Origin of the sequence: Micromonospora sp. FIMYZ51, assembly GCF_038246755.1 — a bacterium.
Taxonomy (GTDB): domain Bacteria; phylum Actinomycetota; class Actinomycetes; order Mycobacteriales; family Micromonosporaceae; genus Micromonospora.
The window spans coordinates 2,645,489-2,671,797 of the sequence record NZ_CP134706.1 but is presented as its reverse complement, the minus strand read 5'-3'; the positions used below and the strand labels follow the sequence as shown (position 1 = coordinate 2,671,797).

Below are 26,309 nucleotides of genomic sequence, written 5' to 3'. Positions count from 1 at the left end.
CCGGGGCCGAACGAACTGCTGCGTAACGCGCGGCGGGCGCGGCGGTCCCCATCGGGGTCGGGTCGGCCGATGTCGCGGCAAGAGTTGGCGGAGGCGGTTGCCGCCTACCTGTTCGAGCACGCCGGACGCGTGTTCAACATCAGCGCGGGCTATATCGGCAAACTTGAACGTGGCGAGCATCGATGGCCGGCGGCGCACACCCGCACCGCGTTGCGTGCGGTGCTCGGCCGGGACACCGATGCCGAACTTGGCTTCTACATCATCCAGGGGCACGCCAGCGACGCGCCGACGGTCGAACCGGACGCGTCCGGCGAGGCTGGCCCGGCCGAGCCTGGCGCGAAGATGACGTGCGTGGGCATTGCGCCGCCCGCCGCGCCGGCGGCCGAGGCGCTTGTCGGATTCACCGGGGCGGACGCGGACGCCGGGGCGGCGGTGCGGGTGGGCGTGAGCGCGGAGGCGGGAACGGCGGTCACGGTGGTGTGCCAGGACGGCGCGGCGGGCCGGGTGGCGGTGCTGGCCGGTGGGGTGCGGGTGCTGATCGACGCGTCCGGCGCCGGTCCGGCGAGCCTCACCGCGGCCGTGGTCGACTTCCCAGCGGTTGCGGGTGGTGCGCGGGTGTACTCGCTGGCTGAGCGGTGGGTGCGGTAGCGGTGGCGGGTACGCGGCTCTTGCGGCCGGACCATCCGGCCCGGCAGGTACCGGGCAAGCCGCGCCGCCTCGTCGCGGCGGGTGGAATCACCCCGGGTCAGGTGGCCGAGGCACGCAAGGATCTCGGCCGGCACTTGGCCGCCTGGCGTGGCATCGCGGGTATGACGCAGGTCGAGCTTGCCAAGCTCATCTGCTACTCCCGCAGCCAGATCGGCAACGTCGAGATCGGCCGGGAGAGCACCACCCGCCGGTTCTGGCAGGGCGCCGACGCAGCGGTCGGCGCGGACGGAGCCCTGTTGGCCGCGTTCGATCAGGTGGACGCGCTCGTGCGGGACTTCCATGCCCAGGAAGTACAAGCCCGCGAACGGCAACGCCGGCACCACGCGGCGCCGCCGGCCGTGCCCACTGCGGAAGCGGAGTGTCCGGGTGAGTGCGGGTGCACGCCGATGGTCGTCGGCCGGTGGACCGGGCGGGAGGTCCGCGCGTTGCGCGAGGCGCTGCGGATGAGCGTCCGCGCGTTCGCCGAACACCTCGGCGTGACCACGGCGACCGTCTCTCGCTGGGAGCACCGGAGGGCGCCCGCACCGCCGAGGCCCGCGGCGCAGTCGGCGCTGGATCAGGCACTCACGCGCGTCGACACCGGCTCCAAGGCCCGGTTCCGGCTGCTCCTCACCAGTCCTGACGACTCCGCAACTCGCGCGCACGGTGGCCGAGCCACGAGAGGCAGGTCCACCGTCACCCCGATCCACCAAGCGGACCGGACACGCCCCGCCTCCTGACACCCCAGCGAGACGGCGGCCGCGACGAGAGAAACGGGGGCCTGCGGTGCATCGATCGATTCCGACCTTGGGCGGCACTCTGACCCATGCAACAGCTGTGGAGCTGTACCAGCGTCACGACGGCATCGCGGCTGAGGCGTGCGCGAGGTGTGGCAGACCGACGCCGTGCGCGGTGCGGGCGTTCGCCGCAACGGTCATCGCGGCGGCCGGGGAAGACCCCCGCTGGTATGGCAGCGGACGCGCTCTCCCCGCACCTGCCGGACCGGTAGCCGGTCAGGCTCGGCAACCCGATCCCATTCCGGCGACCGAGCAGGACCGGGGGCGGGCGCAACCGGAGTACGGCGGCTATGCGGTCGGCGGGCGTAGTGCGCCGTTGGACGCCGAGGACTTGCTGTACGAGCGGGAGCACTGATGATCCGCCACGGCAGACACCCGGATGCGATGCATGAGCGCGCCTGGGCACTGGCCGGGGCGGCGCGAGGTGGCGCTGGGTCGGCGATGAGCCGGGAGCTGGGACGCCCGGTGCCCCGGGAGCGCGGCCCTCCGGGAGTCGGGATGTCTGGTGGCGGCAACGGATGTGACTGACTCGTCGATCGACTCACGCCATTTGCGGTCCGGTTGGGCGCGGTCCCGACCACCCGTGCAAGGGAGACATTGACCATGACCATGCTGGGTATGCCAACCGTCCCTCCCGCGTCGCCTCCGCAGGCGGCCGGGCCGGTGACGTTCACCGCCGGGCACCATTTCGCCGTGACCGGCGCGGCGAGCATCGAGGAGGTTGCCGAGACGGCGACGGTGCCGCTGTCGGTCATCCTTCAGATCACCAAGCGGTGCAACTTCGACTGCTCGTTCTGCTCGGAGACGTTGCAGCTTCCCGACCCGACGTTGGCGGAGTTGGACACGATCCGCACCAATCTGGCCGGTGTGGGTCGGGTGTTCCTGTCCGGCGGGGAGCCGTTGCTGCGCAGGGACTTCGGCGAGATCGTGGACATGTACAGCCAGGACTTCATCCTCGGCATCCCGACCAACGCCACGCGCGGCTTGCAGTACGCGAAGTCGATGGTCGGCAAGGTCGCGTTCGTCAACGTCGGCCTGGAGGGGCCGCGCGCCACCACCAACCGGGTCCGGGGCGACTACGACGAGGTGATGTCCGGCATCCGGGCGTTCCTGGAGCACGGCCTGCCGCTGTCGCTGTCAGCGGTGGTGTACCGGTCCACGCTGCACGCGCTGCCGTTCACGTACCAGATCGCCGACGTGATCGGGGCGGGCAAGCTCAAGCTGATCCTGCCGCTGCGCAAGGGTAACGCGCTCGACCTGGAAGAACACGAGTTCATCAGCCTGGACGAGGCCGGGCAGACGTTCGACCGGCTGATCGAGGCGCGGGCGGTGCACGACTGGCGGCCAGCGCTGCGCATGACGACGTGGACGCCCGAGACCGAGGGCCACATGATCCTGGTGGAGGTGACCGGCAAGGCGTCGGCGTGGCCGGTATACGACGCGCCCGACCTGTTGGAACCGCTGGGCAACCTCCTGGAGGAGCCGGTGACGGAGATCTGGAAGCGGTACCGGTTCAAGCGCAACCACTTCGCCAAGTACCTCGGCAAGAGCATCCGCACCGTCGCCAACGCCAGCACGGCCGCCGGGACGGGCGGACACGCCCGTGCGTGACTACACCAACCTGCAATGGCCCGAAGCCCCGTTCGGGGCCGAGCAACGCCCGTTCGGCCGGCCCTGGGACATGCTCGCCGCGTTCGCCATCGACTGGGCCGACGGGGCATCCGGCCTGCGGGAGGTGCCGGTCGTGGCGGCGACGGTCTACCTGCGGGTGCGCCGGCACGGCTCGGCGTACGACATCAGCGGCGACACACTGCAGATCGGCTTCCGCGCCACGGTGCTCGATCACGTGGCCGAGACGCCGGACCTGCTCGCAGTGACCGACCGGGCTTTGACCCGCGCCCGCCGGCACGCCGTCATCCTCGCCGGACACGCGCTCGGTCAGGACCTGGCCCGCATGACGCTGCTGTCCACCGTGCCGCTGCGCGGCGCGGCAGGAGTGGCCGAGGCGTGGGCCAACCGGTCGATCAAGGGGCGCGGGCTGGCCCTGATGATCGACACCGCAGTCGAGGCGAACGAGGCGGCGGCGGCGCTGGACATGGCGACCGCGCCTTCCCGTCCCGATGCCGGACAGCCCCACGGGCAGCGCCACGGTGGCGCGCGCTGTGCTGGCACGCGCTCTGGCCATCGGCCTCACGGCGGCCGTCCACGCCGGCCGCTACCGCTGGGAGGGACTCTTTCGCGTCGCCGACGCGATCGACCAGGCCGCCTGGGACGTGCTCCGTCCCGCTAGCACGGCAACCGCACCGGACGACACCAACAGGCGACCGCCTGCCTCCGCTGAGGCGTAGACGGCGCTAACGTCGGTGGCCGCCGCCCGCACGCGCGGGCGGCGGTCACCGGCACCATCCGGCGCCGGAAGGACAACCACGACAGGCGGAGGACCGGTTGTGCATGTGATCAGCGATCTCGGCGGACCAGGTGGCGTGCCAGCCCGGCTGCCCGGAACCCGGCTCGTCGCCTCGATCGACGTGGAGTGGAGCAAGAACTACCGGATCAAGAACGGCAACCAGGCGTTCTGCTACTCGATCGTGTGGCTCACCGTGCCCACCGGCGACGGTTCTCCGCTGCTCCTCGCCACCGGCAGCCTGCCGGTGGCCTACACGAGCCTCTATCTCGACGGCGACGCCGAACGCGGCGACCTCGTCGCGGCAGCGGCGGCCGACATCGCCGCCGCCACCGAGGCCGCCGACCTGATCACCGGTCACCAACTGTGCAGCGACCTCGCCGTGCTGGCCGCCAACGCCGGCCCCCGCCCCCCAGCCGCGCTCCTCGCGGCACGGCAGGCGTGGCACGACCGGCGCACCGACACGGCGCGGCAGGTGCTCGACACCCGCTTCGACGCCGACCACGTGCTGTTCGGCCGCTCCCGCCGGCTGGTCGACGTGTGCGGCGAACTCGACCTCGACGTGACCCAACCCGAACTCGCCCGCAAGTCCATGACCGCGCTGCACCGCGACTGGCTCACCAACCGAGACGTCGAAGCACGGGAGCGGATCACCGTGCTCAACCTGCGCCACAGCCTGTCCACCGCACTGGTCGGCCTCCGCGCGGCCGGGGAGCTGACCTGGCCCAAGCCGGTCAACGTCAACACGATGGTCGCAACCGCGCTAGCCGGGCGACTCGGCTGGCTGGACCACCCCACCTTCCGGGCCCTACTTCCAGAAAGGCAGGCGTCGTGACGATCCGCACCTGCGTCGTGGTCGGCATCGAAGGCACCCACGCCGCCGGAAAAACCACCCTGGTCCACGCGCTGACAGCCCACTACCGGGCGCGCGGGGTGCTCGTCGCGTGCACCCCGGAACCGGCCCGCACCAGCCCGTTCATCGAGGAAACCGTGATCCATGGCAAGGGTGCCTTCGACCTCGCCACCGAAGTCGACCTGTTCGGGGCGCAACTGTCGACCACGCTGCGCGCCGCCCGCCACCACGACCTGCTGATTTGCGACAAGACAGCGATCAACGTCCTCGCCTACGCCCGCCTCGTGCTCGCCGCGCCGCCCGGCAGCCACGAGGCCGCCGTGCTGCAGGCGATGGCCGCGTTCTGCCGGGCATGGGCACCGCGCACCTACGACGCGGTGTTCTTCCTGCCCGACGCCTACACCGACCCGGCCGACCCGATGCGCGCCAAGGTCGCCCACCTCCAAGACGAAACCGCGACCGCGGTCCGCGCGGCGTGCGCCGAGACCGGAGTGCCGCTGTACGACGTGCCGCCCGGCCTGGACCTGGCCGAACGAGTCGCCCACCTCGCCCGGCGAGTCGACGCCCTGCTCAACCCCACCGGCGATAGCCTCGACCTCCGTGACCCTGGCACCCACGCACCCCGTTGACGTGCTGCTCATCCTCACCGACGGCGATCACGTCCTGCTCGCGCTACGGGACGGCACCGGATTCGCCGACGGCCAGTGGAACCTGCCCAGCGGCAAGCTGGAACTCGGCGAAGACGCGATCAGCGCGCTCGTCCGGGAAGCGGCCGAGGAGATCGGCGTGCGACTGGACCGAGACGAGCCACGCATGGTCGCCACCGTGCACCACCGCAACAGCGCCGGAGCCGGGCGGGTGGGCCTCGTCTTCGCCGCCCCGCACGACCCCGCCCGCCACGGCGAACCAGTCAACAACGAACCGCACAAGTGCGCCAAGATCGAATGGTTCCCGGCGGACATGCTGCCGTCCCACACCTACCCCTACACCGCCGCCTGCCTAGCCGCCTGGCGCGCCGGCGCACCGCTGCGCCTCAGTGGATGGCGATAGCCCGCTCGTCAGGGACGCCCTCTTGATGGGGCCCAACAGCTGCGGGCTCGATAAGTCGGTTTCGTTCTTTTCATGCATCAGCCGTTCGGTGGATCTGCCGAACAACGGAGGCCGGGAAAGCGCTTTCTGATCAGTATTAGGGAGTGCGTAGGAAGTTTCGGAAGTGGCAGCCCCGCTGGGCCGGCGACCATACTCGGAGGCCGGCCCTTCGGGAGGGGGTGGCGGGCAAGTGGCGCGGCGGTACGCGGTCGGGCCGCAGGAGAACTCGCTTCAGCCTCCGGCCCGGCGGTCCGGTGATGCTCAGCTGCATGGGTTGGGGCCGCGGCATTGGGCCGTGCTGTCGGTGTTGGCCGAGCACGGGGTGCTGCACACCGGTCAGGTCACGACGTTGCTGTTCGGCAGCCGTCCGGCCGCCGCGCGGCACCTGGGCGCGCTGGCGCGGGCCGGGCTGGTGTGGCGGTTCGTCCACGACGACGACCCGCGCCACGTGGCGTACTACGAGTTGAGCGCGGCGGGGGCGGAGGCGTTGACCGCGCGGCTGCGCGAGGCGGGCCGGACGGTGCCGGTGGCGTTGGGCCGGCCCGGTCGGGGCGAGTTCGTGGTCAACGAGTTCTTCGTCGGGCTGGCCGCCCATGCCAGCAAGGATCCGCGGTGTGAGTTGTTCCGGTGGCGCCGGGCGCTGGAGGCCGCCGTGTGGCTGCGGGAGCACGGCGTGGCGGAGGTGAGGCCGAGCGCGTACGGGGTGTGGATCGAGGGCGGGCGGGCCGTGCGGTTCGTGCTGCACGTCGAGCACACCGCCGGAGCGGGTGCGCTGTCCGGGCTTGCCGCGCCGCCTGAGGCGGACGTCCTCCTGGGGGGCTACCGGCGCGCCCCGCGAGGTGTCCCGGTTGCCGCGGTCCTGGTGCTGTGTGCGACCGTGGAGCGGGAGATCGAGGTGCGTCGTGGCGTGGCTGCCGCGCCGTTGCCGGTGACCGTCGGCACGGCGACCCTCGACCGGCTGTTCGACGCGTCCAGCGCCGCTGAGGCGATCTGGGCCGTGACCGGGGCCGAGGGTCTGTTTCGGTTGGCGGAGGTCGGCCGGTAGCTGGCAGCGGGTGAGCAGCCCACTCCTCACCCGGACTAGTGACCTGCCTTCACACCAGCGGCGTGACCAGCGGGAATCGATACAGTCACCTACGACGGAGCGGCGGGCACCCCGAAGGGTCGGGGGCTTCCTCAAAAGCGCCCGCCGCTCCCATCATCCGTCCCGAGGGGAGCCAGCTCGGCAGGTGGCGGTTCCTGCCGCCCGCTCGGGGTGTGGTGACGGGGCGACGTGCCTCCGGGACCCGCCGCCCACAGCAGCGGGTCAGCCGTCGCCCCGTCGCCAACTCACCGCCGGTACAGCCTCTCCATGGCCGCGCGGATGGCGGGCACCGCTTCGGCCGGGTGATGGTCGCGGGGCAGCTCCCGGCTCGCCTCGTAGACCGCTTCATCGATGTCTTTGACGGTGAGGTCGCCGGGTAGGCGTTGGAACCAGCGGTAGCCGGTCGGCCGCTGCGGCAGCCCCACGTCCCGCAGATACGAGTTCGCTCCCTCGTCGATGATCTGTTGATCGTCCGCGGTGCGCGGCACGAAGAACGTGCGCTCGCCCGTGCTGTCGATGACCGTCACCTCGACCTGATGGTGCCGCGTCTCGACGCACCGGGCCAGGGTGGCGGGGTCGGCGAGGTAGCCGAGCATCGCGTCCCAGCCAGATTCGCTCAGCTCCCAGAACCGGCCATCAGCAGTGTCGATGGCGTCGCGGCGATCGGAAAAGCCCGGCGGTGGTCCGGGGAACGGCCTGGCAGTGTCCCAGGCGTTCGGTGCGGCGCTGGTATCACTCATGATGCGCTCCCTCGGCCCGCGTCTCGCAGTTGTCGGGGCCGAGCAGCGGCAGGATGCCGGTGACGGTGAGGACGCGCTTAACCTGGCCGGTGGGGTGCAGCAGGGTCAGGGCGCCGCCGGCGAGGGTGGCGGCGTGGTGAGCGGAGACGAGCACGCTGATGACGGTGGAGTCGATGAAGGTCACGGCGGCCAGGTCGACGTCGACGATCGGGTTGGCGGCGATGGTGGCGGTCAGCCGGTCGCTCAACTGCTCGACGCTGCTGAGGTCGAGTTCCCCGGCGAGGGTGACCGGTGCGGTCCGGCTGGGGTTGGCTGTGCCAGCGCCAGATGTCGGCGGGGCCGCTCATGGCGCGTCCGGTGGGCCGAGGGGAACGCTGACCGTGGCGGTCAGCCCGTGCGGGCTGGTGTCCAGCGTGAGGCCGCGGGTGAGGTGGTGGGCGAGCCAGAGGCCGCGCTGGCCGGGAACGTTGGCGTTGGGCAGCGCGGGCACATCGCTGGTCATGCCGCCGCCGCAGTCGCGGACCTGACAGCTCAGGCGTCCGGGCTGGCGGTGCAGGCGCAGCTCGCCGCTGCCGCCGCCGTGGCGGGCGGCTGTCCGTAATCAGCCTATCCGCTGATCATGCGCGGACCATACCGCACCCGAGGAGCCGCCGCCCCGTAACAGCCGTCCGAGTTTTTCCCGACCGCTGCTCTGCCTGCGCCTGACAGACGCGAGGCTCTGTCAGGCGGGGTTGACCAGCTCGGCGGTCAGGGTGGGTCAGGCGCTGACAGGTCCTCGTGCCTCTGCTGACAGAGGTCGCTGTGGGCCTGGGAGGTTTGCGGATTGGTCTGGACCCGATCCGCAACCTGACAGTCCGTGAAGAGGCGGGTCGATGCCGAGTTTCGCCTGGTGAGGAGACCGGCGACTGACTATGTCCTCTCTCCCCCGGGGAAGCGGATATCCGCGTAACTGCGCGGAAGGGAGTGTGTTGATGCCGTCCGAGACGACTGATCGGCTGCGGGCCTCCGGCGGTCCCAGTGAACACCTGTTACTGCTGCTGAATGATCACCGGGTGATGACCACCGACCAGCTCGCCCGTGCCACGGCGACTCCGGCGCGGACGGTGCTGTACCGGCTGGAGCAGTTGCGCACGGCCGCTCTGGTGGACTACGACCGGCCCGGCCGCCAGCGGGGCAGCGCGCCGCACCACTGGTGGCTGCGTCCCGCCGGAGCCCGCCTGGTCACCGGGACCTCCCCGGCGGACGGACGCCGCCCGTCGGCGCTGTTCAGCGCCCACGCGGCCACCATCACCGAGGTGTGGCTGGCCCTGCGCGAGCACGGCCCCTCCGCCGGTCTGACGTTGACGGGCTGGGCCACCGACCGGGCCGGGTGGCAGGAGTGGGAAGGCTCGGCCTCCCAGTGGGGCGGCACGAGCGTCAAGCGGCTCACCCCGGACGCCGTCTACGAGGCGGTCCTGGACGACGGGCAGGAGGTGGCGGCGTTCATCGAGGTCGACCTGGCCTCGATGACGCAGACCCAGCTTCGGGGCAAGCTGGACCGGTACCGGGCCTACGCCCGCGACGAGGCGTGGCGGGGCCGGTTCCCGTACTGCCCGCCGCTGCTGCTGCTCACCACGACCGCGCATCGGGCGGTCACCTTCACCCGCAACGCCGCCCGCCACCTCGGCGAGAAAAGCCTGCCCAGCTATGGGCGGCGGCTGGTCGACGACTTCGACCTGATCGCCGCGCACGGGCGGCTCGTCGTCGCCGCGGCCGGCCTCGTCCGCGATCCGGCCCGCGCGGTCACCGAGCACGCCTGGACGCTGACCGACCCGGAAGCCGCCGAGGTCACCCTGACCGCGATCTGCACCGAACGCGCCACCACCGCCGCCGCCGCGCGGCCGGCCTACCGGCGGCAAGAGGCCGAGTCCGACCGCCTGCAACGCGACGAGACGCTGCGGCGCCTCCGCGTCAACCCGCGGCCCCTGCTCCCGCTATTCGGCCCGGCCGCCGTCGACCTTGTCAGCTACCTGCTCGACACCCACCACGATCCGGCCGACGCGTTCACACCCCACCTCGACGCCGACCCGACCCTGGACGCCCTCGCCGAGTGGTGGCGGCGCACCCCCCGCTCCAGCGGCGACACGCCCGCCCTACGCGCCACTCTCACCCGCCTACACCAGCAGGCGTGGTCGCACCAGGTCCGCCAACTCGCACACCTCGCCGCCACCGGCGAGGACCGGCCCGCCTGGTACGCCGCCGCCGCGCACCTCGCCGGGCGGCGCCTACTCACCCCCGCCGAGCACCACCAGCTTGGCGACGCCCCCACCCGCGACGCCGCGCAGGCGCAGGTGTGGCGCTACTGGCAGCCACCAGGCCACCGTGACGAGGCCACGGCACCGACCTACCCGCAGTGGCGCGACCAGCAGGTCACCGCCGAGTGGACCCACCTGTCCTGGTGGCAACGCCAACGCACCGACCGCGCGATGCTCGCCGCCGCCTTCGACGTCGAGCACCTCACCGCCTGCGCCCGCTGCGCGCTCACCATCCCCGCCATCGACACCGGCGACTGCCCCGGCTGCCACCACACCATGCGCCTGCCCCACGACCAGCGCCACACCGTCACCCCGCTGACCGACCTCATCGCGGCGCTGCTCGCCGACACCACCAACAGCCGCTGACCGCCATGTACACCCGCCTCCGCGCCCCCAGGCCGGCCCGTGGGGGCGCAGCGCGGCAGCCTCGGTGGACGCCCGCCCCGCGTCTATGCGGCCGGCGTCCCGTCGTCCGCAACGCTGCTCGGCGCGGATGAGCCAGCACTCACACGCCGCCGCTGCATACCCGCCTGGCGGCCCCTCGCCGGGCCACATCGTTCCGTAGCCCCGCCGTGCCGACCGGCACCGAGAAGCGACGGGAGCGCGGGCGGGCCGCCCGCAGACCAGCCACTACCCACGACAAGAGAGGACAAGGCGATGACCGCAGACGACCGCAACCGAGCGACCGTGACTGTGGAGGACGATGGCCACGAGCCAGCCGACGACACCTAACCCACGCCGTCGCCTACCAGGCGACCGGTCACCGGATCCTGGCGCACCCGCGTCGGGCCGGAACCTCACCCCCGCCCACCAGCCGCCCGGCCAGCCCAACGCACGGGAAACGTTACCGCCGGCCACCCACCCGCCCCGCATCCGGGCGACAGCCCGGATCACACCCCGACCCGCCCCACCCACAGACACCGACCACCCGCGACCGGCCACCGAGCAACCCACCACTGGGTCGCCGGAGGTGCGGGCGCTGATGCGGGCACGCCTCGCCGCCATCGCCGCGCCCCGCGACACCGACGACCCCGAACTGGCGGCGCTGCGGGCCGTACTGCGCGACGAGGCGCTGATGGCCCACGTGAGGGCGAACGTGGACCGGTGGCCGCCGCTGAGCGACGCGCAACGCGCCACGGTGGCCGCGCTGCTCGGCCGACGTCGACAACGGCCACCAGCAGGCTGAGTGCCAGCCATACAGAAGAAGGGGGTGCCCCCGTCCTGCACTCAGCTACGAAAGGAACCGCAGCAGGCAAAATGGGCGGCTTGTCCAGCTCGGTGATGTGCAGCCGGCCGTTTGATCGGCCCGGGTACGGGGATGAACTGCCGTCGCTGGTGCGCGCTACGCGGCGCCGCCGACATTTACAGTCTCCAAGTTCGGCGACCAGGAGGACAGAGATGGCCAAGGCCGGAGACATCATGCACCGCGGCGCGGAGTGCATCGGCGAGGACGAGACTCTGGAGGTGGCCGCGCGGAAGATGCGAGACATGCGGGTCGGATCTCTGCCGATCTGCGGTAACGACCAGCGCCTGCACGGCATCGTCACCGATCGGGACATCGTCATCCGGTGCATCGCCGAGGGGGGCGACCCGCGTACCACCACGGCACGTGAACTAGCTCAGGGCACGCCAGTCTGGGTCGACGCCCAGGCCACCGAGGACGAGGTGCTACGGCTGATGGAGCAGCACCAGATCCGGCGGCTGCCGGTGATAGAGAACCGCCGCCTAGTCGGGATGATCAGTGAGGCGGACCTCGCCACACACCTGGGGGAACACAAGGTGGCCCAGTACACGGACCGGATCTACTCGGCACCGCCGAACTTGTAGCCGCCACGCGGCGGGCAGTCGCGTGTGCCGCTGGAACCGGCCGCATGGGAGTAGTTGGTCCGTGAGCTGTCACTGCTGGTCGCTGTCGGGGGTACGGCCGGGAGCGCAGAGCTACGTACAGCCGAAGGCTCTGTCGCTGATCTTGTGACGATGTCTCACGCTTGAAGCAGGATCCGTTTGCGGAGCAGGTCGAAGTTCGCGCGGCCGTAGCCGAGGCGTTTGGCCAGCTTGGCCCGGGTGTTCTGTCCTTCGACCTGGCCGGAACTCCACGGTGTGGAGAGGCCGGCGAGGACGGCGTCGTAGTCGGTTCGGAGTCCGTCGGCGAACTGCCGCAGGTGGGGCAGGTCGTCGGCGCGAACGCTGGCTGTCGATCCACTCGGATAGATGTTGTTGGCCGGTGAGGTTGGTCAACATCTTGGCGAAGGCGCGCACATGCTGGCCGGCGGCGGTCAGGTGCGGGCATGCCGCTTGGACATCGTGCAGGTTGCCGGTCTGCTCGGGTGGTAGCCGGTCGGGATGGGTGAGCAGCAGGGTCGCCGCGGAGCGGGGAGCCGGGATCGGACGCGGTGCAGGTGGGGCGGTCACGCCGCGTTTGAGCAGGTGAACGTAGAGATTGACGGTACTGGCGCTACCGGTGTAGCCCTGCTGGCGGACTTCTCGATACAGCTGCACGGCGTTGCGCTGGCCTTCGGTGAACCGCTCGTAGATGTAGGGCTTGAACGCATCGAGTACGGAGCGGCGATGGACTGCTGGCGCGATGAGCTCGTCGAGGCTCGTGGCGCGGGCGTAGCGACGTACCGCGTAGTAGTCCAGTTGAAGGTCGCGGCTGATGCCTCGCAGCGAACGGCCGGCCGCCACGAGTTCCTGCACCGCCTGGTATCGCTCGGCGGTTCGAGCCGCCAGGACGCGGGGTCGGCCCCGGACATCAAGGTGCGCGTCTGGTAGTGGCGGCGCCGGAGTCTGCGCCGGTGGCTGCGTCGGGGTGAAGGCTGCCTTGATGCAGCCGTGGTGCGCGGCGACGGTTTTGTCCACCGCTTGGCACAGGTTGTGCCACAGGTGCCACCGGTCGGCGACCTGCACTGCTTGCGGGGCACCGGCTCGGGCGGCCTCGGCATAGGCCCGGCCGCGGTCGCGGCACACCACGTCGATGTCGGGGTGTTCTGCCAGCCACGCCGTGACCGGCCCGGCTTCGCGTCCCTCAAGTACCTCGACCGGACGACGGGTTTCCAGGTCCACGATGATCGTGGCGTACATGTGACGCCGGCGCAGCGCGAAGTCGTCGACACCGACGACGCGCACGTCACCGACGGGCGGCTCCGGCAACGCACGCACCAGCCGCAGCAGGGTGTCTTTGGCGACCGGCAGCCCCAGCCGTCGAGCGAGGCGAGCCGCTGGCCGGGCCGCGAGAGAGACCGCGACCTGCGCCAGCTGCTGCTGCAGCACCGGCGTCCGCCGTCCGTGCGGCTGGGTCAGACCTGACACCTGCTCGACGAACGTCACCGCCGGACACACCTGAGACACGCATTTGAAGCGCCGGACCAACAGATCGATCGCCACGGTGCAGCCACCGAGCGCGGCGTCGGCAAGCCGACGCCGATACGTGCCATGCGTACGCACCGAGGTCGTGCTGCACTGCGGACAACGACTCCCATGTGCCCTCGGCCGCGCCCTCAGCACGATCATCGCGGCCGATCGCGGCTCAACGAAGTTAGCGGGGGTCGAGGTGTCCTCGGGTTCGTCGGGTGGTGGCGCAGCGGGTGCGTAGTCGCTGGTTGACGGGGTTGCGGAAGCCGTAGGCGTCACGGGCGGCGGTCTTGATCACTCGGTTGGTGCCCTCGGAGCCGGCGTTGGTGATCCCGGTGCGGATGAACGCGAGGATCTGGGGCCACCAGGTCTGCACGCTGGTGGCCAGACGATCGAGTTCGGGCAGATCAGCGTTGGCGCAGCGGCGGTAGAAGCGGTCCAGCAGTGTGGCGACGCGTTCCCGGTCCGGGTTGGTGCGGGCCAGCGCGAGCAGGTCGAGTAGGTCTTCTTTGGCGTTCCACGCGGCCAGGATCGGCTCGCCGATGCGTGCGGGTAGCGCGGCGAGTTCGGCTTGCAGGTCGTCGACGTGCTCGGCGCGCATCCGGGCGGCGTTGCGGGTCAGCCGGTTACGCAGCTCCCACTCGCGGTTGCCTTTGCGTCCGCGCCGACCACGGACCTGCACGGTGACCCGGCGGCGGACCTCGGTGACGCAGGCGTTGGCCAACTGCACGAGGTGGAAGTGGTCGACGACGAGCTGGGCGTGAGGCAGCACCTGCCCGACGGCGGACTTGAAGATCGTGCACATGTCGATCGCGACGTAGCGCACCTGCTCACGCCACGCCGGCGGACGTGCCAGGAGCCAGTCGACCACGACCTGGGCGGTGCGGCCCTCGACCTGACCGAGCAGCCCTTGCCCGCCCGACAGATCGCAGAACCCGACGTGCCAGCGGTCGACGGTGCTCTCCCACCCGCCGGTGGCCTCGTCGAGCATGAACTTCGGTCGTCCCCGGCGGATCTCGTCGATGCCCAGCACCTCGACGGGTTGTGGCTGCTGCGGCAGCACCGCAGCCGCATGCGACGCGAACGCGGCGGCGACCACCGGCCAGGACAGGTCATGATCCCGCGCCGACTGCACCACCGTGCGCCCGCCGTCGGCGACCGCCGCACCAGCCGCCGCCCGCAACCGGGCGGTCAACCGCTTACGGGCCGGCACGGCCGCCACCGCCTCGGTGAACGACCCCCGCCCGCAGGCTGACTCGTCACATCGCCAGCGCCGCTTGCACCAGCGCAGCGCCGACCGCCGCCCACCGATCGGCAGGTCACGAGGCCGGGTGACCCGCCGGCCCTTCGATCTGCGCGCCGGTGTCCCGCACTCCGGACACCGCCGTGCCCGCTCATCCGCGGTGACCAGGTCCACCACCGGACCCTCCGACCCGTCCGCGACCCCGACGACGGCCAGACCGGCAAGGCCCAGCAGTCGGGTCGTATCCTCAACCATGCCCGTGGCTCTTCTGTTGTGATCAACCTTGCTTCGACAACAAGATGATCAACCAGGAGCCACGGGCACCCTCACGCCAGGGTCCACCCTGGACAAACCCGAGACGTCAGCCGACCCCCATCAACTTCGTTGAGCCCCGATCGCTCGATCGCCTCGATGACGACGCCAGACAGATGCGGGAGGACCTTGAGCAATGTGGACTGCACCGAGAGGATCTTGGCGCTCGCTACTTGCCGTCACAAGATCAGCGACAGAGCCCGTGTTTGTTGGGGTACCACCTTTACTCTGCAGGTGCCTTCCGTAACGCGGGATGATCAGGACTCTCGACAAGCCCTATTTTCCCAGATCAGAAGGCACTTCTGCGTTTCCAGCCCAGCCCTGGGACAGCCGTTAACGAAGGGCTGAGGCTAATTTTTGATAAGAGTCGGGCACGCCTCAAGATCGCCACCCTGGATCACCGACTTTTACAACCGGCGTCGCCAGCACTCCGCCTGCGACGGCCGCCGACGGCGCGCGATTAACGGCGCGAACTCTGGGGCTTTAGCCGCATAGCCGAGACTCCACGTTTTCAGGGGATTGATAGCCTCCATCCCGTCGGGGCCATTAGTTTACGGTCCCGTTCACGATTTTGCCGGCGCCGCGGTGGTGAGCAGCTGTTCGCTGAGGGTTTGGTTGAGCTTTCTCAGTTGTTGTGAGGTCTCTGTCTTTTCGACGAGGTTCTTGAGGAGGCACTGCGTGCAGGTGACGGCTCCGATGATGGTCGCCCAGTCGGTGAGGTGTTCGTAGCCGGCGATGGCGAGTTTGGTGATGCGTTGAGCGGTGTTGAGGGCGAACAGGTCGCGGACTGCGTCATTGTGGAAAGCGCTGAGAAAGCTTTGGAAGTCTTCCTGAACTCCACGAATGGGTGCGGATCGGGTTTGCAGGGGTGCTGTGCCGAGGTGTCGCAGGCAGCTGTCGATTCTTTCGGAGTGTTGGTTGCTGGCGCTGGCCATGTCCTCGATTATGCGTTTGAGTGTGTCGTTGTGGACGCGGGCGCCGATGAGGAGTCCCAGAATTGAACGCGCTTCGCGTTCAATGTCCTGCATGGCCGCGAGTTCAAAGAGGAATACCTCGTTGGCTGACTTCATTCCGTTCACCATCCTTTGGCGGATACTCTGAGTGATTCGTCAGTCAATCAACTGCGAGAGGCGCTGTCTCGTTCGTTGTGGTTGGTGTCCGGTCGTCGTCGGCCGAGGGCGTCCACGACTCCCCACCGGCCGGGAATGTCTAGTAGTTCGATGCGTCTGATGCTGTCAGGAAGCGCGGGGTCGACGACGAGGTGGTTGCCGTGAGGTTGCAGTCCGAGCATCACCCGGATTAGGAGCAGCGGCGTTCCTGCGGACCATGCCTGTGGGCTGCACGCCGTTGGGTATTCTACGGGATACTTTGTTCGCTTCCGATCGTATCCAGCGAATGCTTCTGGAAGGCGGCCGTCGAAGTATCGCGCGGCGTCGAACAGCGCTTTGCAGATGATGCTGGCTTCCTCCCGGAACCCGTACCGCCAGAGGCCCCAGGCGATGATCGAGTTGTCGAACGGCCACACCGTCCCCACGTGATATCCCAGCGGGTTGTAGCGGCCGTTTCCGGTGGCGAGCGAGCGGATCCCCCAGCCGGAGAAGAGCCGTGCTCCGAGTAGGTGGCCGACGACGTCGGCGGCGCGCCGTTGGTCGACAATGCCGCTCCAAAGCAGGTGCCCGATGTTGGATGACAGGGCGTCCACCTGCCCGCCCTCGGCGTCCAGTGCCAAGGCGTAGAACCGGCCGTCGCCGACCCAGAAGTCCCGGTTGAACCGGTCCTTGAGATCGGCCGCCTCCTGCTCCAGCCGATGCGCGTAGGTCGGGTCGTCCCACAGCAGTCGAGCGAGCCGGGCGCCCCGCTTCTTCGCGTCGTAGGCGTAGCCCTGCAACTCGCAGGTGGCTCTCGGAAAGCCGGGCAGCCGGCCGTCGGCATAGGAGATCGAGTCCCACGAGTCCTTCCAGCACTGGTTCTGCAATCCCGTCTCGGGGTTGCGTGTCTGGTACCACACATATCCGGTGCCGAGCAGATCGCCGTAGGTGTCGATCCAGTCGAGTGCGGCCCGGGCCTCCATCTCGAACCGTTTCGGAAGCGAGTCGTCGCCGGTCCATCGGTGGTACTCGTCGAGAAGAATCACGAACAGCATGGTTGAGTCGGCGGAACCGAAGTAGGGAGAATGCGGTTGTTCCCCGAAGCCGGCTGATTCTCCGTAGCGCAGTTCGTGCAAAATCTTGCCAGGCTCCTCATCGCGAAAGTCATCGAAGCGAGACCCTTGGGCCAGCGCCAGCGCGGTGATGATCGGCGGTGTGAGATGTGGCAGGAAGGGCAGAGACTGCAGACAGGTGAACAGGCTGTCGCGGCCGAACAGGGTCATGAACCACGGCAGACCAGCGGCGACCAGGTGAGTGGCGGTGCTGACCGAGGTGTACCGCAGCGCTGCAAGATCGGTCAGGCTGCGCCGGTAGGTCGATGTGAGCGTCTCGCTGTCGCTGACTAGCCGTGGCGTCCTGTCCAGCCATCCGGCCAACTCCTCGGAGATCTGCGCCGCGGATCGGGGACGGTGCAGGCGCAGGCTGTCCCGGAAGTCGCGCTGCTGTGCGCCCAGAATATTCGTCGCCACATGCAGCCGGGTGCGCCACTCGGCGTGTGCGGGAACCTGAATCCGGAAGGTCATGCCGTGCTCATCGACATCGCCGGCCACGCTGCTGGACACCACTGTTTGCCGTTCGAAGTTGCCCCGACGATAGGTGAAACACAGCATGCCATCACGGACGGCGACCGTGACCGGCGCCGCCTTCCGCGTTGGGTTCTTGACCTCGAACAGGTCCGCGAAGTCCGCGCCCATTTCGACCCTGACGACCAGATTCGCTGACTTATTTCCCTCGTTGAGCACCGCAAGATCCTCATCGAAGCTGCCACCGATCGTGCGGTGACGGATCACCGAGATGTCGGTGTCCACGTAATGGGTCGGCTCACCCGGCACCAGGAAAAACCGGCTCTCGAAATACTGCAGGTCATCCACCGACAACGCGGTAAGCCGACCGCCGTCGATGGTCAACAGCCAAGTAGACAAAAAGCGGGTGTCATAGGAGAACAGTCCTGTGGGAAAAACAGGCGAGGGATCAACATCCCCCTGCCGGTCGCTGACCAAAAACGTGTTGCCGTCAAGAATGTTGACCAGCGGTTTCATGCTCGCTCCGCCGGCCGGCTCCGGGCGACGGTCTCATCCATCCGCTCCCGCCAACGGCAGCCATCGACCCGGTCCCTCGGATCACCCGACCCGGGCGCGGAGGGAAAGAACCGCCGAAAAACCAACAACAGTGCAACTTTCCCCATCACCGCCGCCTCATTACGCAGCATCGCGGCTATCAACTGATCATTCCCCGTGATCAGGTCGTGGAACAGGCCAGTCGACAACGTGACTGTGGCATCGGCCGGCTCGCTGCCCTTGCCCACGACAACGTTCCGGTCACGCATCGCCACACGCCAGAACTCCCCACCGCCCCCGTCCTCCACACTGATCAACACCACACCAGCGACCCAGCCCGGAAGCACGTGCCCCGCACGAGACGACAGCGACCGGAAAAACGTCTCCCGCGCGCGTGTCAGCTCCTGTCTCGTCGGCGACATGCCCATATCGTAGGTGCGACGTGTCAACGACGGCCGAAAACGGGATTCAATCTGGGCGGCGGGTTCGCAACCCGGTGACGCACGCGGAGGCCCCAGACCTCATAGCAGGTCTTCAGATTCTTGTCCCTCACAACTGCGCCGATTCACTCGTTAGCGCGACGTCCCCGACATGCCTCCACCACGTGCATGCCCGGGGTTAAGGTGAAGCTGACCAACGGATCTCTTGGAAGGATCGCGATGACCACCACGACCACGGCCCGCACCGACGAACAACTCCAAAGGGACGTGCTGGCCGAGATGCACTGGGACCCCCGCGTCCAACCAAACGAGATCGGTGTGTCCGCCAAGGACGGTGTGGTAACCCTGACGGGATGGGTGGATTCATACGTAAAGAAGTGGGCGGCCGAGGAGGCGGCACATCGAGTGCGGGGCGTGAAGGCGGTCGCCAACGACCTCGAAGTCCGTCTGCCTACCGCAGCGGAACGCAACGACGCGGATCTGGCAGCGGCAGCGACACGGGCCTTGGAGTGGGACGCCCTGGTGCCGAGCCAGAACATCCACGTCACCGTCACCAAGGGTTGGGTGACGCTCAGCGGAGAGGTCGAGTGGGAGTATCAGCGGCGCTCCGCAAAGCGGGCGGTGCAGCGCCTGTCGGGAGTACGGGGAGTCACGAATCAGATCTCAATCCGGCCCCGGTTGAAGGTGGACGTAGCGGCGGCACGCAACAGGATCGAGGAGGCTCTCATCCGTGCCGTAGACACACCGGGCGAACGGCTAAGCGTGACCATCGAAGGCGACAAGGTCGTCCTAGCCGGCGTTGTCCGATCCTGGAGTGAACGCGAAGAAGCCGCCCGAGTTGCCTGGTCGACACCGGGTGTGACGTCGGTGGAGAACCGGATCGTTGTCATGCCCGATGCCTGACACGACGCGCCAGATCACCCCGCTGCATATCGAAGATGCAACCCGTCCGGCCACACATACCGGCTCACAGAAGGTTAGGGGTCGGCTGAGGCCGTCGCTCCGTCCGGCGTGGACCCTGGCGTGAGGATGCGTGGCTCCTGGTGATCATCTCGTTGTCGAAGCAAACTGATCACAACGAAAGCCACAGGCATGGTTGAGCATACGCCGGGGCGACGGCAGCACGTTGCCGGCGATCCGGGCGCGTACGTGGGCGGCGGCAACGACTCGGCTGTTGGGCCTCGCCAGTCTGGCCATCGGCGTCGCGGACGGGGCGGACGGGGCGGACGGTCTGGTGAGGACCTTAGGGCGTCGCGGGCCGTCTTGTCGTCCCAGGCGATCCTCGGCTTGCCGGGGTCGTCCCAGTCGTGGGCGTGACAGTGTTGCGCGATCACCGCCGTAGCGGCGGGTATCTCGCGGTGGACCCGCCGCACCGCCGCGATCAGCTGGGTGCTGGTGTCCTGGGTGGCCACCGCGTCATCCAGTACTACCGAGTCCAACGCCCGGCGGGTCTTATCCTTCAACACCCCGGTCTGGCGATCACCGCTCGGACCGCTTCGAAGATCCGTTCCGGGCGGTCCGAGGCGCGTAGCCGGTTACGCCACACTGTCAACGTCGTGGGATGGAAGCCCTCGTGGTCGATGGGCAGACCACAGGCCACCTTCCAGCGCAGGTCACAGCGCAACGCCTGCATCGCTTCGGTGTCGGACAGGTCCTGCAGCGTCTGCAGCAGCAGCACCGACGCGATCACCTCGCCGGGCACCGAGGGCCGGCCCCCGCCCGGAGGGGAACAAGTCGGCGAACAGCCCGTCGGGGAACACCTCGCCACGGTGCTCGGCCAGGAACGCGTACACACTCCCGGGCGGCACAGATGCCCGACCAGCGCCGCCGTGTCCCACAACTCGCGGTCGGAACCGGATCTACCCTGCACCCACCAATTATCGATCAAACCCGATCAGACCCGGCGGACCGGCACGCCACATTATTCAGGGGTCTCCTAGGCGAGGGCCAGCGTGCCGAGCGTATGCTTGGGTTCGATGTGCAACGTGGCCGGGTCGAACCCGCGTCCCTTGCGCTGGGTGCGCAGGATCGTGACGGTCATCAGCCGGTCGATCACGACCCGCTTGTCGGCCAGGGGCGCGTCCCGCCACGCCTTCACCGGGTCCGGGGCGTTCACCAACGGCGCCAACGGGTCGCTGCCCACGTTCGCGTGTAACTGCTCGTCGATCTCGGCGATCATCGCGGCGGCCTCCCGCCGGGCCTCGCGCGCGTACTCCCGCGTCTCCAACCCCCGCAACTCGTCGGCGAGGATGCGCTTCAACCGCTGCCCGATCGCCGCCCGCTGCGCCCGCAACCCCTCCACGTCGACCTCCGGGGCCGGGTCGGTCAGCAACTCGTACGCGCGCGGGTGCGTCAACGCGTACACCACGTGCGCGAACACCGCCGCGTCCACATGCGCCTGGTTACGGGTCAGGTGGTTGTGCTGGCGGCACTTGTAGCGCGGCGCCCGCCCGCCGAGGGTGACCTGCACCGTCACCGGCCGCCCCGTCACCGTGCCGGGTGGTGTGCACACCCCGCACCGGTAGATGCCCGTGCCCACCCAGCGCGGAGCCGCCCCGGGCCCGCTGCGCCGCGACGGATCGGTCAACATGTCGCGCACGGCGAAGAACACCTCCGGGCCGATGATCGGCTTCCACGGCGCCGTCACACCCTGAAGGATCTTCCCGTCGTACACCATGAACCCCGCGTTTCGCGGACGCAGCAGGATATCCCGCAATCCCTCCGCCGACCACGGCGCACCCGTCACCGTCGGCACGTCCCCCTCCCGCAACTCGGCCGCGAGGGACCGCAACGTGGCCCCCTCCAACAACCGCTCTGAGCAGTCCGCGATCACATCCGCCTCGGCCTCGACCCGGGTGATCCCCGCCAGGCAGTCCCGGCCACCGTGCCACCGGCACACATACTCCGCCGGGTCACCGATGCCCACCTGCGGCGGGCCGCCGCAGAACCCGAACGGCCGCCGCCCCCCACCCCACTCCCCGTTGATCGCCTGCCGCAGGCGGGCCGCGCTCACCCGACGCGCGGTGTCCCGGCTGGCCTTGTTCGCCATCGTCACCATCACCCGCGCCAGAGTGATCTCCGAGTCCGTCCCACCATCGGTGAACCGCAACGAACCCGACAGCGACTGCGCGTTGGCCCCCGTCTCCTGAACGACGTCGATCAGATCCTCCAAGTCCCGGGGATCACGCACCGTCCGGTCCAGGTCCACCGCCAACACCGCCTGCGACCGGCCATGCCGCAACCGGTCCAACAACCGAGTGAACCCCGGCCGGATCACCCGCAACACCGTCGTCCCGTCCGCCAACCGCACCTTCTTACGCTTGAACGCCGACGCGGGTTTCGGCTTGCCGTTAACCATGTCGTTCTCAACGATCACCTCACCCACCGCCCACCCCAGACGACCCGCACGCTCGACCAACAGCCGCTCGTGCTCCACGAGCCCCTTGCTCTCACCATCGCTGTTCAAGTCCTCGACCCGCAGGTCAGACAAGCGAAGGTAAAGATCGGCTACCACAGCAGGAGGATCAACCATGCCCATACATCGACTATGTGCTAGAAAACGGACCCCGGCAAGACGGCGCTCGCCGTGCACTGGGCGCACCGGGACCGTCCGCTCTTCCCCGACGGGCAGCTCTACGTCAACCTGCGCGGTTACGACCCGCAGCGCCCGGTGACCGCCGGCGACGTCCTGGCCCGGTTCCTCAACGCGCTCGGGGTGACCGGCGAGGCGGTCCCGCTCGACCCGGACGAGCGGGCCGCCCGGTACCGGACCGAGATCAGCGGTCGGCGGATGTTGCTGATCCTGGACAACGCGGCCTCGGTCGAGCAGGTCCGTCCGCTGCTGCCCGGAACGCCGTCGTGTGCGGTGGTGGTGACCAGCCGGGACAGCCTGGCCGGGCTGGTCGCCCTGCACGGTGCCGGCCGGCTGGTGCTGGATCCGCTGCCGCTGCCCGACGCGGTGACGCTGCTGCACGAACTGATCGGGCCCCGGGCGGACGCCCAGCCCGCAGCGGCCGTCGCGCTGGCCGGGCTGTGCGCCCAGCTGCCGCTGGCGCTGCGGCTGGCGGCCGAACTGGCCGCCAGCCGCAATCCGATCGCGCTTACCGACCTCGTTGCCGAGTTGGGCGACCGGCAGCGACGGCTACGCCTACTGGACGCCGGGGGCGACCCTCGGGCCGCGGTGGGTGCCGTCTTCTCCTGGTCATACCAGCACCTGGCCGCCGACACTGCCCGCGCCTTCCGGCTGCTCGGCCGCCATCCCGGCCCGGAGATCGAGACGTACGCGGTGGCCGCCCTCACCGGCGCGCCGCTCGACCGGGCCGACGACCTGCTCGACCAGCTCGCCCGCGCGCACCTGGTCCAGCATCTCGGCCTGCGCCGGTACGGGATGCACGAACTGCTGCGTGCCTACGCCGCCGACCTGGCCCGGGCCGAGGAGTCCGAGGCGGCCCAGACCGAGGCGCTGTCCCGGCTGCTCGACTACTATCTGGCCACCGCCGCAATCGCGATGGACATGCTGTATCCCGCCGAGCGACACCACCGCCCCCGGATCGTGGTGCCGGCCGGCGCACCACTGCCGGCGTTCGCCGAACCGGCCCTGGCCCGCGCATGGCTGGATGCCGAGCGTCCCACCCTCGTCGCGGTCAGTGGCTACGCGGCCGACCACGGCTGGCCGGCACACACCGTGCGGCTGGCCGCGACCCTGTACCGCTACCTCGAAAGCGGACACCACTCGGACGCACTGACCATCCACGCCCGGGCGCTGCACGCCGCCCGCATCGCCGACGACCTGCCCGGACAGGCCCACGCGCTGACCAACCTGGGGGCGGTGCACCGGCTGCTCGGCGGGTACGAGCGCGCGACCGACCACCTGCGCCAGGCCCTCACGCTGCACAAGCTGACCGAGGACTCGTACGGCACCGCCCGTACGCTCTCCAACCTCGGCATCGTCGACGACCGGTTGGGGCGCCACGAGTCGGCCGCCCGGCACCAGCGGCAGGCGCTCGTGCTGTTCCGGGCCATCGAAGACCGGTACGGCGAGGCGGGTGCGCTTACCAATCTGGGCAGTGTGGAGGAGAGCCTGGGCCGGCACGAATCGGCTGCGCAGTACCACCGGCAGGCGTACACCCTCTTCGGCGCGCTCGGCGACCCGGTGGGTGAGGCGATCGCGCTGGCCAACCTGGGCGATGTCGAAACCCGGCTGGCCCGGTACGCCTCGGCGGCTGAGCATCTCGGCCAGGCGTTGACGCTGTTCCGGACCGCCGGGCACCGCTACGGCGAGGCGATCGCGCTGGCCAACCTCGGTCAGGCCGAGGCCCGACTCGGCTGGTACGGGCGAGCGGTTGACCATCTCGGCCAGGCGTTGACGCTGTTCCGGGCCGCCGGGCACCGGTACGGCGAGGCCAGCGTCCTCAACGCGCTCGGCGAGGTCATGCACGCCACCGGCCGACCGGACGACGCACTCGCCCGGCACACCGCCGCGCTGCGGATCGCGACCGAAACCGGCGACCGGGACGAGCAACTGCGCGCCCAGTGCGGCCTCGACCTGATCGGCCCGATCGCGGCGGAGACGCCCCACGATCGGGCACCGGTACCCGAGGGCCGCGCCGATCCGTCAAGCGTCCCCGCCGTCCGCCGGGTCGTCTGACAACCGAGGAACCTGGTCCCGTCGGCGGCTCATCGAGAGCTACCCGATCGCGGCCCACAGCAGCATCTTCATCGATAGCCGGATGATCCGGAGCAGGGAGAGCAGCAGCGCGCCGCTTTAGGTGGACGAATCCGGGCAGCCGTCTACGCCACGATGGACGCCATGGTCGACCGCATCGCCGCGGCCCTGGCCGACCGCGGGCACGCGCCGGCCTCGGCCCGGGTCCTGGCGCGCACCTACATCTTCGGTGTCTACTTCAGCGCCCTTGAACAGTGGCACGACGATGGCCGCACCCGGCCCATCGGGGGAGTACGTGCGCGAAGCGCTGGAGGCGATCCTCGCCACACAGCAGGCGGCCGGCCCGTGACACCCCGCCAGCGGATCGTTACCGCCGGCGGACGATGCGCAACTGCGAGTGGCGCATAATCTACCGCGCCGCGAATCGTCCAGGACAGGGCACATATGCCTGGTCGAGGTGTGACCTCTACGGGTCTTCGGGCTGGTGAACAGGCGCGGGATGCGTCGGAGGCCGTGCGGTGCGTACAGTTCCGGGTCGGACTTGGGGTGGGCCGGATAGCTCCGGCGCAGGGAACGGGACGAGACAGCGACGGCATGACAGCGGACAAAACTACGCAACCCGGTCAATACCGCATTGACCCGGCCCGGCTGGAGACCTGTCTCCGCGTCTTCGAGGCGTTGGAGGACCTGCCCCCCGATCACCCCGACGTGGTACGGGTGCAGCGGGCCACCGCCAAGCTCTACAAAATGATCAAGCAGCGGCGACGCGAGGAACGCCGGGATGCCATCGCGGCGGCCGACCGCGCGGTGACCGCGGCCACCGCCACCGGCGCCCCGGGCCGGATCGACGATGAGACCCAGGGCAACCCGCTCGTCTCCCCCACCGTAGGTGCCACGGCCGGCGTCCTACACAAACCACGCGGCTGCTACATCTGCAAGCAGCGCTACCGCGATGTGGACGCCTTCTACCATCAGCTCTGCCCGCCCTGCGCCGCACTGAACCGGGAGCGCCGCAACGCCCGCACCGACCTGACCGGCCGACGCGCGCTGCTCACCGGCGGCCGGGCGAAAATCGGCATGTACATCGCGCTGCGGCTGCTGCGCGACGGCGCACACACCACGGTGACCACCCGGTTTCCCCACGACGCGGTCCGCCGATTCGCCGCGATGCCCGACAGCGGCCAGTGGCTTCACCGCCTACGGATCGTCGGGATCGACCTGCGCGACCCCGCCCAGGTGATCGCCCTCGCTGACTCGGTCAGCAGCCAGGGACCTCTCGACATCCTGATCAACAACGCGGCGCAGACCGTCCGCCGCACGCCTGCGGCGTACGCGCAACTCGTCGCCGCGGAGGCGGCGGCCCTGCCGGACGGCCCGCTGCCGGAGATGATCACGTTCGCCAAACCGGCCGGCCCTGGCGACCCGGCGGGCAGCCTGATCGCCCCACCGAACTCGCCCACCATCACCCCGCACGCGCTCACCGCGCTGGCGCTGACCAGCGGCTCCGCCTCGCCGGAACGGATCGCGACCGCCAGCGCCATCGACGCCGGCGGTCTGGTTCCGGACCTCGACCCGGTCAACAGCTGGGTGCAGCGGGTGCACGAGGTGAACCCGGTCGAACTGCTCGAAGTGCAGCTGTGCAACGTGACCGCGCCGTTCGTGCTGGTCAGCCGACTGCGACCGGCGATGGCCGCAGCCACCGCCCGCCGCAAGTACGTGGTGAACGTGTCGGCAATGGAGGGCCAGTTCGCCCGCGGCTACAAGGGACCCGGACACCCGCACACCAACATGGCCAAGGCCGCGCTGAACATGCTGACCCGCACCAGCGCCCAGGAGATGCTGGCCGACGGCATCCTGATGACCAGCGTCGACACCGGCTGGATCACTGACGAGCGGCCGCACCCGACGAAGATGCGGCTGGCGGACGCCGGCTTCCACGCCCCGCTGGACCTGGTCGACGGCGCGGCCCGGGTCTACGACCCCATCGTCCGCGGCGAACAGGGCGAAGACCTGTACGGCTGCTTCCTCAAGGACTACACACCCTGCGCCTGGTGATCGGTGCTGCCCCGCCGAAAACCTCATCCCGCAGGGGCCGGGAGTATTGGCCGCGAAGACCCGACGACACCCAGCGCCGACCCCCACCCA

General features: G+C 69.6%; 22 protein-coding genes and 3 pseudogenes. 14 read left to right on the top strand and 11 right to left on the bottom strand.

Annotated elements, in window-relative coordinates:
* Positions 1-69: 69 nt before the first annotated feature.
* From QQG74_RS12970 to QQG74_RS12935, 8 genes are all read left to right on the top strand, one after another.
* The gene (locus QQG74_RS12970) at positions 70-648 is read left to right on the top strand and encodes a hypothetical protein (protein WP_341720524.1); all 579 of its coding nucleotides are present in this window, start codon (positions 70-72) and stop codon (positions 646-648) included.
* A 2-nt stretch (positions 649-650) separates the two neighbouring features.
* Positions 651-1,427 carry a helix-turn-helix domain-containing protein gene (locus tag QQG74_RS12965; protein ID WP_341720523.1) on the top strand — a complete coding sequence of 259 codons (777 nt, stop codon included), beginning with the start codon at positions 651-653 and terminating at the stop codon, positions 1,425-1,427.
* A gap of 675 nt (positions 1,428-2,102) precedes the next feature.
* Positions 2,103-3,095 carry a radical SAM protein gene (locus QQG74_RS12960; protein WP_208635296.1) on the top strand — a complete coding sequence of 331 codons (993 nt, stop codon included), beginning with the start codon at positions 2,103-2,105 and terminating at the stop codon, positions 3,093-3,095.
* Positions 3,088-3,774 carry a hypothetical protein gene (locus QQG74_RS12955; RefSeq protein ID WP_341720522.1) on the top strand — a complete coding sequence of 229 codons (687 nt, stop codon included), beginning with the start codon at positions 3,088-3,090 and terminating at the stop codon, positions 3,772-3,774. The genes QQG74_RS12960 and QQG74_RS12955 overlap by 8 nt, the downstream gene beginning before the upstream one ends.
* A gap of 157 nt (positions 3,775-3,931) precedes the next feature.
* Positions 3,932-4,723: a hypothetical protein gene (locus QQG74_RS12950; RefSeq protein WP_341720521.1), complete on the top strand. Its 792-nt coding sequence runs from the start codon at positions 3,932-3,934 to the stop codon at positions 4,721-4,723.
* Positions 4,720-5,370, top strand: coding sequence for an ATP-binding protein (locus tag QQG74_RS12945; protein WP_341720520.1), 651 nt, complete (start codon positions 4,720-4,722; stop codon positions 5,368-5,370). Before QQG74_RS12950 ends, QQG74_RS12945 begins: the two co-directional genes overlap by 4 nt.
* Entirely contained in the window at positions 5,342-5,791 is a 450-nt protein-coding gene (locus tag QQG74_RS12940; RefSeq protein WP_208635297.1) for an NUDIX domain-containing protein, read from the top strand. Before QQG74_RS12945 ends, QQG74_RS12940 begins: the two co-directional genes overlap by 29 nt.
* 334 nt (positions 5,792-6,125) lie before the next feature.
* Positions 6,126-6,875, top strand: a complete 750-nt coding sequence (locus tag QQG74_RS12935; RefSeq protein WP_341720519.1) for a replication-relaxation family protein — start codon at positions 6,126-6,128, stop codon at positions 6,873-6,875.
* Positions 6,876-7,159: 284 nt separating this feature from the next.
* Here QQG74_RS12935 and QQG74_RS12930 read toward each other — a convergent pair whose 3' ends face one another.
* From QQG74_RS12930 to QQG74_RS12920, 3 genes are all read right to left on the bottom strand, one after another.
* Positions 7,160-7,654, bottom strand: a complete 495-nt coding sequence (locus tag QQG74_RS12930) for a DUF5956 family protein (RefSeq protein ID WP_341720518.1) — start codon at positions 7,652-7,654, stop codon at positions 7,160-7,162.
* Complete coding sequence (locus QQG74_RS12925; RefSeq protein ID WP_341720517.1) at positions 7,647-7,901, bottom strand: STAS domain-containing protein; 255 nt, start codon at positions 7,899-7,901, stop codon at positions 7,647-7,649. Before QQG74_RS12925 ends, QQG74_RS12930 begins: the two co-directional genes overlap by 8 nt.
* A gap of 96 nt (positions 7,902-7,997) precedes the next feature.
* Complete coding sequence (locus QQG74_RS12920) at positions 7,998-8,156, bottom strand: hypothetical protein (protein WP_167435607.1); 159 nt, start codon at positions 8,154-8,156, stop codon at positions 7,998-8,000.
* Between the two features lie 469 nt (positions 8,157-8,625).
* Here QQG74_RS12920 and QQG74_RS12915 point away from each other — a divergent pair, with 469 nt between their 5' ends.
* From QQG74_RS12915 to QQG74_RS12905, 3 genes are all read left to right on the top strand, one after another.
* A complete protein-coding gene (locus QQG74_RS12915; RefSeq protein ID WP_275937808.1) occupies positions 8,626-10,314 on the top strand; it encodes a replication-relaxation family protein in 1,689 nt (562 codons plus the stop codon).
* A gap of 616 nt (positions 10,315-10,930) precedes the next feature.
* Positions 10,931-11,134, top strand: coding sequence for a hypothetical protein (locus QQG74_RS12910; protein WP_146074847.1), 204 nt, complete (start codon positions 10,931-10,933; stop codon positions 11,132-11,134).
* 212 nt (positions 11,135-11,346) lie between these two features.
* Positions 11,347-11,775, top strand: coding sequence for a CBS domain-containing protein (locus QQG74_RS12905; RefSeq protein ID WP_104113986.1), 429 nt, complete (start codon positions 11,347-11,349; stop codon positions 11,773-11,775).
* Between the two features lie 155 nt (positions 11,776-11,930).
* Here the strand turns inward: QQG74_RS12905 and QQG74_RS12900 are convergent.
* The 6 genes and pseudogenes from QQG74_RS12900 to QQG74_RS12875 form a co-directional block, all read right to left on the bottom strand.
* A pseudogene (locus tag QQG74_RS12900) lies at positions 11,931-12,110 on the bottom strand (transposase); the annotation flags it as partial.
* A gap of 28 nt (positions 12,111-12,138) precedes the next feature.
* Positions 12,139-13,458 (bottom strand): annotated as a pseudogene (locus QQG74_RS12895) (ISL3 family transposase); the annotation flags it as partial.
* Between the two features lie 25 nt (positions 13,459-13,483).
* On the bottom strand, positions 13,484-14,797 hold the full coding sequence (locus QQG74_RS12890) for an ISL3 family transposase (protein WP_341720516.1): 1,314 nt from the start codon (positions 14,795-14,797) through the stop codon (positions 13,484-13,486).
* Positions 14,798-15,417: 620 nt separating this feature from the next.
* Positions 15,418-15,936 (bottom strand): DUF892 family protein, encoded by a 519-nt coding sequence (locus QQG74_RS12885; RefSeq protein WP_341720515.1) that lies wholly within the window; start codon positions 15,934-15,936, stop codon positions 15,418-15,420.
* Between the two features lie 35 nt (positions 15,937-15,971).
* The gene (locus QQG74_RS12880; protein WP_341720514.1) at positions 15,972-18,041 is read right to left on the bottom strand and encodes a glycogen debranching N-terminal domain-containing protein; all 2,070 of its coding nucleotides are present in this window, start codon (positions 18,039-18,041) and stop codon (positions 15,972-15,974) included.
* The gene (locus tag QQG74_RS12875) at positions 18,038-18,481 is read right to left on the bottom strand and encodes an SCP2 sterol-binding domain-containing protein (RefSeq protein WP_341720513.1); all 444 of its coding nucleotides are present in this window, start codon (positions 18,479-18,481) and stop codon (positions 18,038-18,040) included. The genes QQG74_RS12880 and QQG74_RS12875 overlap by 4 nt, the downstream gene beginning before the upstream one ends.
* Positions 18,482-18,718: 237 nt before the next feature.
* Between QQG74_RS12875 and QQG74_RS12870 the strand changes: the two genes are divergently transcribed.
* Positions 18,719-19,402 carry a BON domain-containing protein gene (locus QQG74_RS12870; RefSeq protein ID WP_104113980.1) on the top strand — a complete coding sequence of 228 codons (684 nt, stop codon included), beginning with the start codon at positions 18,719-18,721 and terminating at the stop codon, positions 19,400-19,402.
* A 341-nt stretch (positions 19,403-19,743) separates the two neighbouring features.
* Here the strand turns inward: QQG74_RS12870 and QQG74_RS12865 are convergent.
* Positions 19,744-20,369, bottom strand: a pseudogene (locus QQG74_RS12865) (transposase); the annotation flags it as partial.
* A gap of 66 nt (positions 20,370-20,435) precedes the next feature.
* A complete protein-coding gene (locus QQG74_RS12860) occupies positions 20,436-21,965 on the bottom strand; it encodes a recombinase family protein (protein ID WP_341720512.1) in 1,530 nt (509 codons plus the stop codon).
* 120 nt (positions 21,966-22,085) lie between these two features.
* On the opposite strand from QQG74_RS12860, the gene QQG74_RS12855 reads away from it, so the two are divergent.
* The gene (locus QQG74_RS12855; protein WP_341720511.1) at positions 22,086-24,146 is read left to right on the top strand and encodes a tetratricopeptide repeat protein; all 2,061 of its coding nucleotides are present in this window, start codon (positions 22,086-22,088) and stop codon (positions 24,144-24,146) included.
* Positions 24,147-24,758: 612 nt separating this feature from the next.
* Positions 24,759-26,219 (top strand): SDR family NAD(P)-dependent oxidoreductase, encoded by a 1,461-nt coding sequence (locus tag QQG74_RS12850; RefSeq protein WP_341720510.1) that lies wholly within the window; start codon positions 24,759-24,761, stop codon positions 26,217-26,219.
* Positions 26,220-26,309 lie beyond the last annotated feature (90 nt).